The organism is Streptomyces sp. NPDC058045, from assembly GCF_042885635.1.
Classification (GTDB): domain Bacteria; phylum Actinomycetota; class Actinomycetes; order Streptomycetales; family Streptomycetaceae; genus Streptomyces.
The window spans coordinates 73,173-88,039 of sequence record NZ_JBHVRR010000007.1 but is presented as its reverse complement, the minus strand read 5'-3'; the positions used below and the strand labels follow the sequence as shown (position 1 = coordinate 88,039).

The 14,867-nt window shown below is 73.3% G+C and carries 12 protein-coding genes and 1 pseudogene; 3 read left to right on the top strand and 10 right to left on the bottom strand.

What is annotated here, in order from left to right; all coding sequences use genetic code 11:
- Positions 1 to 95: 95 nt before the first annotated feature.
- Positions 96 to 551 (top strand): pyridoxamine 5'-phosphate oxidase family protein, encoded by a 456-nt coding sequence (locus tag ACFVST_RS06870; RefSeq protein ID WP_390147592.1) that lies wholly within the window; start codon positions 96 to 98, stop codon positions 549 to 551.
- Between the two features lie 31 nt (positions 552 to 582).
- On the opposite strand, the gene ACFVST_RS06865 is transcribed toward ACFVST_RS06870, so the two are convergent.
- Positions 583 to 2,253: a protein kinase gene (locus ACFVST_RS06865; protein ID WP_390147591.1), complete on the bottom strand. Its 1,671-nt coding sequence runs from the start codon at positions 2,251 to 2,253 to the stop codon at positions 583 to 585.
- Positions 2,254 to 2,623: 370 nt separating this feature from the next.
- Between ACFVST_RS06865 and ACFVST_RS06860 the strand changes: the two genes are divergently transcribed.
- Positions 2,624 to 4,222, top strand: coding sequence for a protein kinase (locus tag ACFVST_RS06860; protein ID WP_390147588.1), 1,599 nt, complete (start codon positions 2,624 to 2,626; stop codon positions 4,220 to 4,222).
- Between the two features lie 107 nt (positions 4,223 to 4,329).
- Here the strand turns inward: ACFVST_RS06860 and ACFVST_RS06855 are convergent, their stop codons facing one another.
- The 9 genes and pseudogenes from ACFVST_RS06855 to pdhA all read right to left on the bottom strand — a co-directional run bounded on the left by ACFVST_RS06855 (position 4,330) and on the right by pdhA (position 14,038).
- Positions 4,330 to 4,869 carry a bacterial proteasome activator family protein gene (locus tag ACFVST_RS06855; protein WP_390147586.1) on the bottom strand — a complete coding sequence of 180 codons (540 nt, stop codon included), beginning with the start codon at positions 4,867 to 4,869 and terminating at the stop codon, positions 4,330 to 4,332.
- A gap of 56 nt (positions 4,870 to 4,925) precedes the next feature.
- Positions 4,926 to 5,618 carry a hypothetical protein gene (locus tag ACFVST_RS06850; RefSeq protein WP_390147584.1) on the bottom strand — a complete coding sequence of 231 codons (693 nt, stop codon included), beginning with the start codon at positions 5,616 to 5,618 and terminating at the stop codon, positions 4,926 to 4,928.
- Positions 5,619 to 5,817: 199 nt separating this feature from the next.
- Positions 5,818 to 6,795 (bottom strand): NAD(P)H-quinone oxidoreductase, encoded by a 978-nt coding sequence (locus ACFVST_RS06845; protein WP_390147582.1) that lies wholly within the window; start codon positions 6,793 to 6,795, stop codon positions 5,818 to 5,820.
- Between the two features lie 116 nt (positions 6,796 to 6,911).
- Entirely contained in the window at positions 6,912 to 8,018 is a 1,107-nt protein-coding gene (locus tag ACFVST_RS06840) for a potassium channel family protein (protein ID WP_390147581.1), read from the bottom strand.
- Positions 8,006 to 9,258 (bottom strand): annotated as a pseudogene (locus tag ACFVST_RS06835) (molybdopterin molybdotransferase MoeA); the annotation flags it as partial. The gene ACFVST_RS06840 and the pseudogene ACFVST_RS06835, both read right to left, overlap by 13 nt.
- A 17-nt stretch (positions 9,259 to 9,275) precedes the next feature.
- Positions 9,276 to 10,256, bottom strand: coding sequence for an NTP transferase domain-containing protein (locus tag ACFVST_RS06830; protein WP_390147579.1), 981 nt, complete (start codon positions 10,254 to 10,256; stop codon positions 9,276 to 9,278).
- A gap of 55 nt (positions 10,257 to 10,311) precedes the next feature.
- The gene (locus tag ACFVST_RS06825; protein ID WP_390147577.1) at positions 10,312 to 11,784 is read right to left on the bottom strand and encodes a dihydrolipoamide acetyltransferase family protein; all 1,473 of its coding nucleotides are present in this window, start codon (positions 11,782 to 11,784) and stop codon (positions 10,312 to 10,314) included.
- The gene (locus ACFVST_RS06820) at positions 11,784 to 12,833 is read right to left on the bottom strand and encodes an alpha-ketoacid dehydrogenase subunit beta (protein WP_390147575.1); all 1,050 of its coding nucleotides are present in this window, start codon (positions 12,831 to 12,833) and stop codon (positions 11,784 to 11,786) included. Before ACFVST_RS06820 ends, ACFVST_RS06825 begins: the two co-directional genes overlap by 1 nt.
- A complete protein-coding gene (gene pdhA / locus ACFVST_RS06815; protein ID WP_390147720.1) occupies positions 12,830 to 14,038 on the bottom strand; it encodes a pyruvate dehydrogenase (acetyl-transferring) E1 component subunit alpha in 1,209 nt (402 codons plus the stop codon). Before pdhA ends, ACFVST_RS06820 begins: the two co-directional genes overlap by 4 nt.
- Positions 14,039 to 14,385: 347 nt before the next feature.
- Here pdhA and ACFVST_RS06810 point away from each other — a divergent pair, with 347 nt between their 5' ends.
- Positions 14,386 to 14,856, top strand: coding sequence for an Lrp/AsnC family transcriptional regulator (locus ACFVST_RS06810; protein ID WP_390147719.1), 471 nt, complete (start codon positions 14,386 to 14,388; stop codon positions 14,854 to 14,856).
- Positions 14,857 to 14,867 lie beyond the last annotated feature (11 nt).

The following is a 14,867-nucleotide window of genomic DNA, read 5'->3' as shown; positions in this document are numbered from 1 at the left end:
GTGATGAATCGGGCGCCGAATCAGGACCAACGTCCCGCGGTCTGGGGGCCTGCTCCTCTTCTGCGGTGGCCCGCCGGTGGCGAAGACTGGCCGTCATGCCGATCGACGAACGCGACTCCGGGGCCGGCCCGCGCAGCGAAACCCACCACGACACCGCGCTCGCCCTGGACCTGCTCGGCCGGACCGGCTACGGCAGCATCGCCACCAGTATGCGGGCCCTGCCCTGTATGGCCTCGGCCCGGCACATCGTGACCGACGACGGCATCGTGCTGCGGCTGCACCGCGGCTACGGCTACCACCTGGCGTGCATCGGCAGCGTGGTGGCGTACGGCGCGGACAATCTCGGTGCCGCCTCCGCCGCCCCGGTGAGCGGGGCGTGGTCGGTGCAGTGCGTCGGGATGTGCGAGGCGGCCTCGCCGACCGAGTCCCAGTTGCTGCGCTTCGGGCCCGCCCCGGAGTTCCTGGACGGCGAGCGCTATGAGGCGGTCTATCTGCGGATCACGCCGCAGTTCGCCACGGTGCACGCGGCGGGCGGCGGCCCGATCGCCTGACCCTCCCGGGGACGCGGCGCCGGGCGGACGGTCAGCCCGCGCTGCCGCCCCCGTCGGGACCCCCGGCCGCGGCCCCGCCGTCGTTGGCGGTACCGCCGCCGGCGTTTCCGGTGGAGGTGCCGCCCGCGTTCTGCTGGCCGGTGTTGCCGCCGTCGGCCGCGCCCCCGTCACCGGTACCGCCGTCGTTGCCACCGCCCGCGTTCCCGGTGGAGGTGCCGCCGTTCTGCTGGCCGGTGCTGGTGCCGTCGGTCGGCGGGGTGGTGGGCGCGGTGTCGGTGGGCTTGCCGGGGGGAGAGGTGGGCTGCGTCGTCGGCTGGGTCTGCCCGCCGTCGGTGGAGTCCTGCGGCGGGGTCCAGTCGCCCTCGTCGCCGGTGCCGGTACCGGGGTCGGTGGTCTGGTCGGGCGTCTGCTCGCCGGTGGAGTCGCTCGGCTTGTCCTTGGTCTTCGAGTGCGTCGGCGTCGGCGACTGCTTGGTGCCGTCCGTCTTCTGGTCCGAGCCCAGGTTCTGCAACGCGAAGGCGGCGCCCACCACGACCGCGATCACCGCGAGCATCGCCAGCAGCCACATCTTGCCCCGGCCGGAGCCGCCGCGGTTCCCGCCGCCGTCGAAGCCGCCGTCGTCCCGGTGGCCCTGCGGCAGCAGCGGCTGCTGCGTGGTGCCGGACTCCCCCGGGTGCGGCCGGGCCCCGGCGGCGGCCATGCCCATCGCCGGGGTGGAGCCGCCCTGGTGCCCGTCGATCTGGCCGGTGCTCCAGGTGCCGGTGTGGCCGCCCTGGTCGTAGAGCATCTGGAGGGCGTACTGGACCAGGCCGCGCATCTCCTCCGCGGTCTGGAAGCGGTCGTCGGGGTCCTTCGCCAGCGAGCGCATCACCAGCCCGTCCAGCTCCGGCGGCACCTCGGGCAGCGCCTCGGAGGGCGGCACCGGCTGGTCCTGCACATGCTGGTACACCACCGACAGCGGCGTTTCACCGGTGAACGGCGGGCGCAGCGCGAGGAGTTCGTACAGCAGGCAGCCCGTGGCGTAGAGGTCGGAGCGGTGGTCGACGGCCTTGCCGAGGGCCTGCTCGGGGGAGAGGTACTGGGGGGTGCCCATCACCATGCCGGTCTGCGTCATGGTGGACTGCGCGCCGTGCAGGGCGCGGGCGATGCCGAAGTCCATCACCTTGACCGCACCGGTCTGCGTGATGATCACGTTGGCGGGCTTGATGTCGCGGTGCACGATGCCGTGCTGGTGCGAGTACGCCAGCGCCTCCAGCACCCCGGAGACGATGATCAGCGCCTGCTCGGGGCCGGGCGCCTCCGCGTTCAGCAGCAGATCGCGGATGGTGCGGCCCTCGACCAGCTCCATGACGATATAGGGGACGGTGTTCCCCGCGACGAAGTCCTCACCGGAGTCGTAGACCGCCACCACCGCATGGTGGTTGAGCCCCGCCACGGACTGTGCCTCGCGGGTGAAACGGGCCTTGGAGACCGGGTCCTCGGCGAGATCGGCCCGCAGCAGCTTCACCGCGACGGTCCGCCCCAGCCGTACGTCCTCGGCGGCGAAGACCTCCGCCATACCACCGCGGCCCAGACGGCGGGTCAGGCGGTAACGGCCGTCGCCGACGAGACCGCCGTTGCCCCAGAGCTCCGGCCCGTCCGACATCCCGCCGCCAGTCGCCTCGGGGTCGGACGGGCCCTGAGCGCGCTGCGTCTGTGCCATCGGTCCTCGCCGTCGTCTCTGCCTGCACCGGCGAGAGGCCCGCGCGGTGGTCGTAAAGGTCACCCGGTATCCACGCCCACGCTACAGGCTCCATGTGGCGCACCGGCCCGGTCCGAAGCACCGGCTTCCGGTCGCCGGTGCGAGGCGGACCGGCCATCAAACCCGCTGCCCGGGGACACGTGCAAATCCCACCCACCATCCGTACAGACCCGGTAACGCTTCCGCGACGCTTGTTGTCCGTACGGTCACGGAACGGGCACCGAGCTTGACCTCAGATCGGCCTCGGGCAGACTTGGCCGGGAATGACAGGGTCGATCACCAGGAATGCGGGTTGTGCAACCGCCCGTGCCGCCGATGGGGGACGCAGAAGATGAGCCAGGACGGCGCACAGGGCCGGTACGCAGGGCGCTCCGTGGCCGGCGGGCGCTACCAGCTCAGGGACCTGCTGGGCGAGGGCGGCATGGCCTCGGTCCACCTCGCGTACGACGCCGTACTCGACCGCCAGGTGGCGATCAAGACCCTGCACACCGAGCTGGGCCGCGAGCAGGCCTTCCGCGAGCGCTTCCGCCGCGAGGCCCAGTCCGTGGCGAAACTCACCCACACCAACATCGTCTCCGTCTTCGACACCGGCGAGGACGAGCTCGAAGGCATCGGCGCCACCCCCTACATCGTCATGGAGTACGTCGAGGGCCGCCCGCTGGGCTCCGTGCTCGACCAGGACATCCAGACCCATGGCGCGATGCCCGCCGACAAGGCGCTGAAGATCACCGCGGATGTGCTGGCGGCGCTGGAGATCAGCCATGAGATGGGCCTGGTCCACCGCGACATCAAGCCGGGCAACGTCATGATGACCAAGCGCGGCGTGGTCAAGGTGATGGACTTCGGCATCGCCCGCGCCATGCAGTCCGGCGTCACCTCCATGACCCAGACCGGCATGGTCGTCGGCACCCCCCAGTACCTCTCGCCCGAGCAGGCCCTCGGCCGCGGTGTGGACGCCCGCTCCGACCTGTACTCGGTCGGCATCATGCTCTTCCAACTGGTCACCGGGCGGCTCCCGTTCGACGCGGACTCCCCGCTGGCCATCGCCTACGCGCACGTCCAGGAGGAGCCGGTCGCGCCCTCCAGCATCAACCGGGCGCTGCCGCCCGCGGTGGACGCGCTGGTCGCCCGCGCCCTGAAGAAGAACCCCAACGAGCGCTTCCCCAGCGCCGAGGCCATGCGCGACGAGTGCCTGCGGGTGGCGCAGTCCCTGCAGATCGCCGCGCCCAGCATCGTGCCCGGGGCGCAGACCGGCAGCGGCTCGGGCGTCGGCTCCACCGTCTTCCCGCCCGTCGACCAGAACGGCGCCCAGCCCCCGGCGAACGGTGTGCAGACGCCGTACCAGCCCGGCCCCTACGGCGGCGCCCCCACCCCCGCGCCCACCCCGGGCTACGGCTACCCGCAGTCGGGCGGCTACCAGACCCCGGCGCCGTACGCCCCGCAGACCCCGGCGACTCCGCCGCCGTACACCATCTCGCCGCAGGGCGGCGGCCATGGCGCCCCGGGCAAGAGCCGGATGCCGCTGATCGTCGGCTCCATCGTGACGGCCCTGGTGCTCATCGGCGGCGGCGTCACCATCTACCTCGTCAACCAGGGCGACGACAAGCCCGCCAAGCCCGCCCCGGTGGCCGGGCACAAGGGCCCCGACGAGGCCCGCACCATCGACGCGGAGAAGTGCACGGATCCGGACAAGTCGTACAACGACGAGAAGAAGTACCAGATGCCGAACTTCATCTTCAAGAACATCAAGTCGGTCAAGGCCTGTCTGCAGGCGGCGGGTTGGAACTACGACATCAAGAAGGTCAACGAGAACACCTGGGGCCAGGACACCGTGACGGACCAGTTCCCCAAGCCCACCACCGACTTCGACCGCCAGAACCCGCCGAGCATCCAGCTGAACGTCTCCACCGGCGACCCGGCCACCTCCTGACCGCCTGCCTCACGCACCCGCTCCACCCGCGAAAGGCCCCGCACCGAACCGGAGTTCCGGTCGGCACGGGGCCTTCGCCGCGGTAGGGGCTCCCGCCTCGGCAGCGGCTAGAGGTACGGGCCTCCGGTGCGGCCGGTCGGGTGGCCCTCCTCGGCGTCCTCGCCGCCGACGCCGGGCGGCAACGCCCGCCGCATCTGCTCCAGTTGGGCCCGCGCCGCCATCTGCTGGGCGAACAGCGTGGTCTGGATGCCGTGGAAGAGGCCCTCCAGCCAGCCCACCAACTGGGCCTGGGCGATGCGCAGTTCGGCGTCGCTGGGCGTGGTCTCGTCGGTGAACGGCAACGAGAGCCGCTCCAGCTCCTCCACCAGCTCCGGCGCCAGGCCGTCCTCCAGTTCCTTCACCGAGCTGGCGTGGATCTCCTTCAGACGCTGCCGGCTGGCCTCGTCCAGTGGCGCCACCCGGACCTCTTCCAGCAGTTGCTTGATCATGCTGCCGATGCGCATGACCTTGGCGGGCTGCTCCACCTGATCGGTCACCGGGATCTCACGGGAGTCCTCGTCGTCTCCGCCGCCGAGCGCCATCCCGTCCTGGCCCACGACCAGCACCTTCGGGTTCTCCTGCGACCTGTCGTTCCTCGGCATCTCCATGCCGCCATTGTCACTCACCCACCCGGCGGCCCCGGCCGCCGGGGCACCGCAGGAGGTCAGGGGCCGCGGCGGAGGCGGACGGCCAGGAACGCGAGACCGAGGCCGATCAGGACCAGGCCGGTACCCAGCGGCAGCGGCTGGAACGCGGCCGGCGCCCCCTTCCCGGCGACCGGCCGCCCCGCACTGTTCGCATGGTCCCGGGTCCCCTGCACCGAGGGCCGCGGGCTGACAGCGGGGGCACTGGACGCGGCCTCGTCGTCACCGCCCCACCCACCACCGCCATCCCCGGAGCCGGAGGGCTCGGTGTCGGTATCGGGGTCCGGGTCGGTATCGGGGTCGGGTGCCTGGTGCTCGGTGGAGCGGTGCCGGTGCGGGCGGTGCGAGGGGGCGGCGGAGTCCGAGGGACGCGGGGAGGCGGTGGGCGTACCGTCCTTGCCGGTGCCGTGCCCGTGCCCGTCGCCCCGGTGGTGGCCGGGGTCCGGGGTGGGGCTGGTGGAGGCGGCCGGGTCCCGCGGGTCCGGGCTGCTCTCGGTGCGGGCGGGGGACGGGTGGGGGTCCGGGCGGGCGGTGGGGTCGTCGGGGCGGCCGGGGCGTACCCGGCCCTCGCCGGGCAGGCTGCCGGCCCGGGAGGACCCGGCCGAAGGCTCGGGATCCGCCGCATACGCGGGGCCTCCCTGCCAGAGCAGTACGGCCAGCAGCCAGGGCACTCCGGCGGCACCGAGCCTGCTGAGCCTGAGCCGACGAGTCACGGGGATGGCCCCCTCCCGAGACGGAACCGGTCCGCGGCACGGCCCGGCGCGCGGCGGTCCGGCGGACCGCACCAAGGCGACACCGCCAGCCTCACACGCCTCCCCCACCCCGGCATCCGCTCCACGCCCGGACTACTCCGACGAGGGCGGGCCGTGCCGGGACGGCCGCCCGCCCCGGCTGCCTGGCCCACCCCCGTACTCAGCGGGTGAGGAGGATCTTGCCCACGTGGCTGCTCTCCTCGATGACCCGGTGGGCGGCGGGGGCCTCGCTCATGGGCAGGGTGCGGTCGACGATCGGGCGGACCTGGCCCGAGGCGACCAGCGGCCAGACATGCTCGCGGACAGCCGCCACGATGGCCGCCTTCTCCGAGTCGGGCCGGCCCCGCAGCGAGGTCGCGGTGACCGCGGCCCGCTTGGAGAGCAGCAGCCCGAGGTTCAACTCGCCCTTGACGCCGCCCTGGAGACCGATCACGGCCAGCCGCCCGTTGACGGCGAGCGCCTTCACGTTCCGCTCCAGGTACTTGGCGCCCATGATGTCCAGGATCACATCGGCCCCGGCACCACCGGTGGCCTCCTTGATCTCGGTGACGAAGTCGGCGTCGCGGTAGTTGATCAGGATGTCCGCGCCGAGCTCCGCGCACCGCTCCAGCTTCTCCTCGCTGCCCGCGGTGACGGCGACCCTGGCCCCGACCACCTTGGCGAGCTGGATCGCCATGGTGCCGATACCGCTGGCCCCGCCGTGCACCAACAGGGTCTCGCCGGGGCGCAGATGGGCCACCATGAAGACGTTGGACCAGACCGTGCAGGTCACCTCCGGCAGCGACGCGGCCTGCGCCAGGTCGACGCCGTCCGGTACGGGCAGCAGTTGGCCCGCCGGTACCGCCACCTTCTCCGCGTAGCCGCCGCCGGAGAGCAGGGCGCAGACCTCGTCGCCCACCGTCCAGCCGGAGACCCCGGCGCCCAGTGCGGCGATCCGGCCGGAGCACTCCAGGCCGGGGTAGGGGGAGGCGCCGGGCGGCGGGTTGTAGTGGCCCTGCCGCTGGAGTACGTCGGCGCGGTTGACGGCGCTGGCCGCCACCTCGACGAGGACCTCGCCCTCGCCGGGCACGGCGTCGGGGACCTCGGCCCAGACAAGCGCCTCGGGTCCGCCTGGTTCGGGGATCGTGATTGCATACATAAAAGTGACGCTACCTCGGTGCGCGGCCGCCGCGCCGGGTCGGAACCGTTCGTTCACCGGCCGACGGACCGGGCGGCGGCGCACCGGGGACCCGGATCGCACCCCGGGCGGAAGGCTCAGTCCTGGCGCAGGGGGCGGGTGTCGGGGGCGACCTGGGTGGCGGGGGTGGCGCGCACGATGGTGATGAGACGGTCCGTCAACTGGAGTGTGCCGACGGCGGAATCGTCGTAGCCGAGGACCCGGTGGCCGCGGATCACGCTGACGACCAGATCCTCGGTCTCCCGGACGCCGAGGCCGACCTCGGCCTTTATCACCGGGCGTTCGACCAGGTCGAGGCCGCTGCCCTGCTGGATCAGATCCTCCATCACCATGCCGGCACTGGGGCTCAGACAGGACAGCCCGAGCAGGCGGCCCGCGGCGCTGGCGCTGGTGATCACCGCGTCGGCACCGGACTGCCGTAGCAGCGGCGCGTTCTCCTCCTCGCGGACCGCGGCCACGATCTTGGCGCCACGGTTGAGCTGGCGCGCGGTGAGCGCGACCAGGACGGCGGTGTCGTCGCGCTGGGTGGCGATGATGATCTGGCGGGCGCGCTGCACCTCGCCCCGGACCAGTACATCGCTGCGGGTGGCGTCGCCCACGACACCGGCGTAGCCCTCGGCGTTGGCCGCCTCGATCGCCTTGGCGCTCGGGTCGACGACCACCACCTGTTCCTTCTTCAGGCCCGTGGCGCAGACCGTCTTGATGGCGGACCTGCCCTTGGTGCCGAAGCCGACGACGACGGTGTGGTCACGCAAGGTGGACCTCCAGCGGTTCTGCCGCCACTCCTCGCGGGTCCGCTCGGTGAGGACTTCGAGAGTGGTACCGACCAGGATGATCAGAAAGAGCACGCGCAGTGGCGTGATCACCAAGATATTGGTGAGCCGCGCACCGTCACTGACCGGGGTGACATCTCCATAGCCCGTGGTGGAGAGGGTGACGGTGGCGTAGTAGAAGGAGTCCAGCAGGTCGAGCGTCTTGTCGGCGCCGTCGTGGTAGCCCGCACGGTCGAAGTAGACGATGAAGGCGGTGGCGACGAGGACCAGCAGGGCCATGGCCAGCCGCCGGACGACCTGACGCAGCGGCCGCTGGACCTCCCGCCGGGGCAGCTTCACCCGGTGGGTGGTCAGACGTTCATCGGCTCGACGGGCGATGACGTCATGACCAGGCAGTTTCACGTGAAACACTCCCCGTTCCCCAAGCCTGCCCCCAGGGCAGGTCAAGGAGCTCCAGTTCCTGACCGTGGGCGGCACCGCCCGCCGGAACGACAGCCAGGGCGTCGGCCCCGGCGATGCCGCGCAGCATGGCAGGTCCATGGAAGTGGAGCGGCACCGCCCTCCCCTCCCGCCGGGCCACCGGGACCAGCCGGGTGTCCTGCGGATGCCCCGGCACCGCCGCCGCCACCGCGACCGGCGAGGACTCCACCGCCGCCCGGCCGCTGAGCCCCCGCAGCAGCGGCTCGGCCAGGGTCAGCAGCCCGGAGACGGCGGCCAGCGGATTGCCGGGCAGCCCCACCAGATACTGCCCGGGCCGCGTCCGCGCCAGCAGCATCGGATGCCCCGGGCGCACCGCCACCCCGTCCACCAGCAGCTCGGCGGACACCCGGTGCAGCGTCGGGTGGACATGGTCGACAGGGCCCGAGGCGGTGCCGCCGGTCGTGACCAGCAGATCGGCCGTGGACGTGGCGACGGCCTTGTGCAGCGCCTCCGCGTCATCGCCCAGCCGCTGCACCGAGGACACCTCGGCGCCGAGCGCCCGCAGCCACGGCGGCAGCAGCGGCCCGAGCGCGTCGCGGATCAGCCCGTCCCGCGGCAGCCCGGAGGTGAGCAGCTCGTCGCCGAGTACCAGCACCTGTACGGCGGGCCGCTCGGCGACGGCCAGGGTGTCGTAACCGGCCGCGGCGGCGAGGCCCAGTACCGCGGGGGTGACAGTGCTCGCCGCGGGCAGCAGCCGGTCGCCGCGGCGGCACTCCTGGCCGCGGGGGCGGATGTCCTGTCCCGGCCCGGTGTCCCCGGCGGCGTGCAGCCCGCCCTTCTCGTCGAGGTGGCCCCGCTCCAACCGCAGTACGGCCGTGGCCTCCCCGGGCACTCGGGCACCGGTGGCGATCCGCACCGCCTCACCGTCGTCCAGCGCCCCCGGGTCGGTACGCCCGGCGAGCAGGCTGTCGTCCCTGACCTGCCAGGGGCCGGGGCCCGCCACGGCCCAGCCGTCCATCGCGGAGGTGTCGAAGGGCGGCAGATCGGTGAGGGCGTCCAGCGGTTCGGCGAGCACCCGGCCGAGCGCCTTGTCCAGCGGCAGCCGCCGCACCGGACGGTCACCGCCCCGCTCCCGGCCGGCCCGGGCGGCGATATCGCGTGCCGCCGCCCACGGGGTGGCGCTGTGCTCGCGGTGCGGGGCGTGCGGGTGGGGGGCGCGGGGGGCGTCCCGCGAGTGACCTCGGCCGGTCATCCGTCGTCCGAGCCGGTTGCCGAGTCGGGGGTCGACTCGGTGGCGGGGCCTGCGTCCTGGGCCTCTGCGGCGGCCTGCTCCTCGCCCCGGCGGACGGCCAGCGAGGCCGCCTTGCGGGCCGCCTCCGCGACCGCCTCGGGACCGCCCCCGTGCTGCGCCGCGGCATAGCCCACCAGGAAGGTGGTCAGTGGGGCGGCCGGCCGCGCCACACCGTGGGCGGCGTCCCTGGCCAGGTCGAGCAGGGCGCGGGTGTCCACGTCCAGATCGATGCCCAGCTCGTCCTTGACTGCGGTGATCCATTCTTCCAACACGTGCTCATGCTCCCTGATACGTGACCGTGCGGTGGCGATGTCGTTCCAGGTGTCGCAGTCGAACGAGGCCAACGGGTCCGGGACCGCGGCCAGTTCGAGCCGCCGGGTCAGGGCGCGCAGCGGCAGCCCGGCCGTCCCGCCGTTCTCCTCTGCGAGCAGCGCCAGTTCCCGCCGGAGCACCTCACTCCGGTAACACGCGACCAACGGCTGCCACCGCCCCTCGCCGTCGACCAGCAGCACCCCGTCGATACGTTCCGGCGGGGCGCCGGTGAAGAGGGCTTCGGACGTCGGTCCGGTCAGCGTTTCGAGCAGGCGGTGGACGGTGGCGCGGCGGAGGAACGGCAGGTCCGCGGAGAGGACGGCGACCAGGGGTGCCGTGGTCCGGGCGAGCCCCGCGTCGAGCGCCGCCAGCGGACCGCCGCCGGGTGGATCCTCGCGGGCCCAGCGGACCGGGCGGGCGGTGGGCCGGGGCTCCGCGACCACCACGGTGGCGGTGGCCTCGGCGCAGGCGGAGAGCACCCCGTCCAGCAGCGAACGGCCGCCGACCCGCAGCCCCGGCTTGTCGGCACCGCCGAGCCGCCGGGCCGCCCCACCGGCCAGCACCACGGCGTCGAACTCGGGCCACGCCGCACGGGCCGGTGCACGGTCCGACTCGTACACGTTCATGCCCCGAGTATGGGCGCCCGGGGATGTGCTGCCGTCCCCGGGGCCGCGAACCGCGTCAGAGGGTGCGTAGCAGCACCGCCGGTCGCTCCACGCAGTCCGCCACGTACCGCAGGAATCCGCCCGCGGTCCCGCCGTCGCACACCCGGTGGTCGAAGGTGAGGGAGAGCTGCACGACCTGGCGTATCGCCAACTCGCCTTCGTGCACCCATGGTTTGGGGGTGATCCGGCCGACGCCGAGCATGGCGGCCTCCGGGTGGTTGATGATCGGCGTGGAGCCGTCGACTCCGAAGACGCCGTAGTTGTTGAGGGTGAAGGTGCCGCCGGTCAGTTCCGTCGGTGCCAGGCGGCCGGTCCGGGCGGACTCGGTGAGCCGGGCGAACTCCGCGTTCAGCGACTCCGTGTCCCGCAGATGCGCGTCCCGCACCACGGGCACCACCAGGCCGCGTTCGGTCTGGGCGGCGAACCCGAGGTGCACGGCGGGCAGCCGTACGATCTCGCGGGCCTCGGTGTCGACCGTGGAGTTCAGCTCGGGGAAGCGGGCGAGGGCCGCGGTGCAGATCCGGGCGAGCAGTGCCAGCACCGAGATCTTCGGCCCGCCCCCGGCGTTCATCGCGGCGCGGGCCCGCATCAGCTCCGAGGCGTCCGCGTCCACCCAGCAGGTGGCGTCCGGGATTTCGCTGCGGCTGCGGCTGAGCTTCTCCGCCACGGCACCGAGCACCCCGCGCAACGGCACCCGGGTGCCCTCGACCGCGGGAGCCGGGCCGGCCGGGGCCGCCTCGGGCGGGGTGGTGACCGCCGTACCGGGGCGGGGGCCGCCGGACCGTACCGCGTGCTCGACGTCGGCGCGGAGGATCAGGCCGTCCGGTCCGGAACCGGTCAACTCCCGTAGATCCAGGCCGTGATCGCGGGCCAGCTTGCGTACCAGCGGGGAGATCACCGGCACCGGGCCCTCGGCTCGGTCGGCCGCCTTACGGGACGCGGCGGCGCGCACCGTGCCCTTGCCGGTCGCGGGCTCGGCGGTGGCGGGTGGGCCGCCGAGGGCGGAGGGGCGGAGCCGGCGGCGGCGTGCGGGGGCGGCGCCGGTGCCGTATCCCACCAGCACATTGCCCGAGCCCTCCGGCTCCGCGGCCGCACCGGAACCGCCGTCTCCGGAATCTTCGGCCCCACCGCCGTCCGCCGTCTCGGAGCCCTCCGAGACCTCCGAGACGTCTGAGACCTCCGGGGGAGCCGTCCCGGGCGGGGCGGTGGCCGGGCCGCCGGCCGGGCGTTCACCCACTGCGACCGTCAACAGCGGTGCGCCCACCGGGAGTTCGCTGCCCTCGTCGCCGAAGCGGGCGGTGACGACCCCGCCGTACGGGCAGGGCACCTCCACCATGGCCTTGGCGGTCTCCACCTCCACCACCGGCTGGTCCACGGCGACGAAATCGCCGACCTCGACCATCCAGCGGACGATCTCCGCCTCGGTCAGCCCCTCGCCCAGATCGGGCAGCCTGAACTCCAGGCTGTGCATGTCATAGGCCTGCGCCATCAGCTCTCGGCCTCCCACTGCAGTCGCGCCACCGTGTCGAGGATCCGGTCGACCCCCGGGAGATGGTGCCGCTCCAGCATCGGCGGCGGATAGGGAATATCGAAACCGGCCACCCGCAGCACCGGCGCTTCCAGATGGTGGAAGCAGCGCTCGGTGACCCGCGCGGCGATCTCCCCGCCCGGCCCGGCGAACCCAGCCGACTCGTGCACCACCACGGCCCGCCCGGTACGGCGCACCGAGGCGCAGACCGTGGCGTCGTCGAAGGGCACCAGCGAGCGCAGGTCCACCACCTCCAGGTCCCAGCCCTCGGCCTGTGCCGCTTCGGCCGCCTCCAGGCAGACCGGCACCGAGGGCCCGTAGGTGATGAGGGTGGCACTGCGGCCGGGGCGGCGCACCGCGGCCCGGCCGATCGGCTCCACCGGCGTCGGCGCCGAGGCGTCCCACCGGGCCTTGGACCAGTAGAGGCGCTTGGGCTCCAGGAACACGACCGGGTCGTCGGAGGCTATGGCGGCACGCAGCAGTCCGTAGGCGTCCTCGACGGTGGCGGGGGTGACCACATGCAGCCCCGGGGTGGCCATGTAGTACGCCTCGGAGGAGTCGCTGTGGTGCTCCACCCCGCCGATACCGCCGCCGTACGGCACCCGGATCGTGATGGGCAGCGGGAGGGTGCCGCGGGTGCGGTTCCGCATCCGCGCCACATGGGAGACGAGCTGCTCGAACGACGGGTAGGCGAAGGCGTCGAACTGCATCTCCACCACCGGCCGCAGACCGTACATGGCCATGCCGACGGCGGCGCCGAGGATGCCGGCCTCGGCCAGTGGGGTGTCGGTGCAGCGCTCCTCGCCGAACTCCGCGGCCAGGCCGTCGGTGATCCGGAAGACGCCGCCGAGGGCGCCGACGTCCTCGCCGAGGACGTGCACCGACGGGTCCTCGGCCATCGCGTCGTGCAGGGCCCGGCCGAGAGCCGAGGCCATGGTGGCCGGTTTGGCCGCCTTCGCGGCCCTCGCCTCTTTCGACGCTGCCGAAGGCTTCGCCGCCGCGGTGGTCATCGTGCCCCCCTGTCGTCCGCTCCGGTACCGCTGCCGCCCGCGCCGTCCCCGGGCGCGGCGGCGACCTCCGCCCCGGCCGCCAGCTCGGCCGCCAACCGGGCCGCCTGCTCCCGCAGTTGACCCGTGGGCTCGGCGAAGACATGGGTGAACAGCTCCGCCGGATCCAGCTCGGCGTCCCCGTTCATCCGCTCACGCAGATCCGCCGCCATCGCCTCGGCGTCCTCGCGTATCCGCTGCTCCGCCGCCTCGTCCAGCAGGGCGCGGCCGGTCAGCTCGCCGCGCAGCAGATCGATCGGGTCGTGCCCGCGCCAGGCGTCCACCTCCTCGTCGGTGCGGTAGCGGGTGGCGTCGTCGGCGTTGGTGTGGGCCTCCATCCGGTATGTCACCGCCTCGACCAGGGTGGGGCCGCCGCCGGTCCGGGCCCTGGCCAGGGCCTCGGAGAGCACCTGGTGCACGGCGAGCGCGTCGTTCCCGTCGACCAGGCGACCGGGGATGCCGTATCCGACGGCCTTGTGGGCCAGGGACGGGGCGGCGCTCTGCTTGGCGAGGGGCACCGAGATGGCGAAGCCGTTGTTCTGCACCAGGAAGACCACGGGGGCCTGCCATACGGCGGCGAAGTTCAGCGCCTCGTGGAAGTCGCCCTCGCTGGTGCCGCCGTCCCCGACTATGGCGAGCGCCACCACGTCGTCGCCCTTGAGCCGCGCGGCGTGCGCCAGGCCGACGGCGTGCGGGAGTTGGGTGGCGAGCGGGGTGCTGAGGGGGGCGACCCGGTGGGCCCGCGGGTCGTAGCCGTTGTGCCAGTCGCCCCGGAGGAGGGAGAGGACCTGGACCGGGTCGAGGCCGCGGGCGACGGCGGCCAGGGTGTCCCGGTAGCTGGGGAAGAGCCAGTCGCGCTCCTCCAGCGCCAGCGCGGCCGCCACCTCGCAGGCCTCCTGGCCGGTGCTCGACGGATAGACCGCGAGTCTGCCCTGCTTGGTCAGCGCGGTGGCCTGGGCGTTGAACCGGCGGCCGCGGACCAGGTGGGCGTAGAGGCTCCGCAGCAGCGCCGGATCGGCCTGCGCCGCGGCCTCGGTGCCCAGCACGCGGTACGGCTCCGCGTCGGGCAGCAGCGGGGCGGGGTCGGTACGCGGTCGCCAGGCCGGGGGTGGGGTGGGCCGGTAGGCCTCGGCGGAGCTGTCCTGCCCGGACTGCGCCGCCTGTTCCATGACGGGCGTGCTGTGCCTCTTCACCGCGTGCACCTCCTCGTGGACGGGGTCTCCTCGTGGGAGCCGGCAGAGGCGCGCCAGGTACCGCGCCTCACCTACCGATTGTTCGGTCGTCGGCACATTTTGGCTACAGGCCCCTCCAGGCTGTGGACAAACGGTTCTCCACAGCCTGTGATGAGCGCCGTACGTCCATGCTAGGAAGGTGGGGGCCGATGGCATCTGAACGAATGGCATCCGACCGGCCGTCCGGCGAGGCGGGCCGGGGCGGCGAGACGGGCGCCGGGAGCGGCGATCCGCGGGACATGGAGGAGGGGCTGGGCAGCGGCTTCCGCGGCTACGAGGCGGGCATGGACTGGCCGGATCCACCGCCGGCCCGGCCACTGGACGCGGTGGACCGGGAGATCCTCCAGATACTGCAGACCGACGGCCGGGCCTCCATCCGCTCGGTCGCCGAACGGGTCCATATCTCCCGGGCCAATGCCTATGCCCGGATCAACCGCCTGGTGGAGGACGGCGTGATCCGGGGGTTCGGCGCGCGCGTCGACCATGAGCGGGCCGGCCATGGCGCCTCGGCGTACATCACGCTGAAGATCGTGCAGAACACCTGGCGTTCGGTGCGCGAGCAGCTCAGCAGACTGCCCGGCGCCTCCCATATCGCCCTGGTCAGCGGCGACTTCGACGTACTGCTGCTGGTCCACACCCCGGACAACCGGGCGCTGCGGGAACTGATCTTCACCCGCATCCAGGCCATGGAGGAGGTACTCAGCACCCGCACCCTGCTGGTCTTCGAGGAGGAGCACCTGGACCCGGCGGAGTGAGCGCCGGGCCG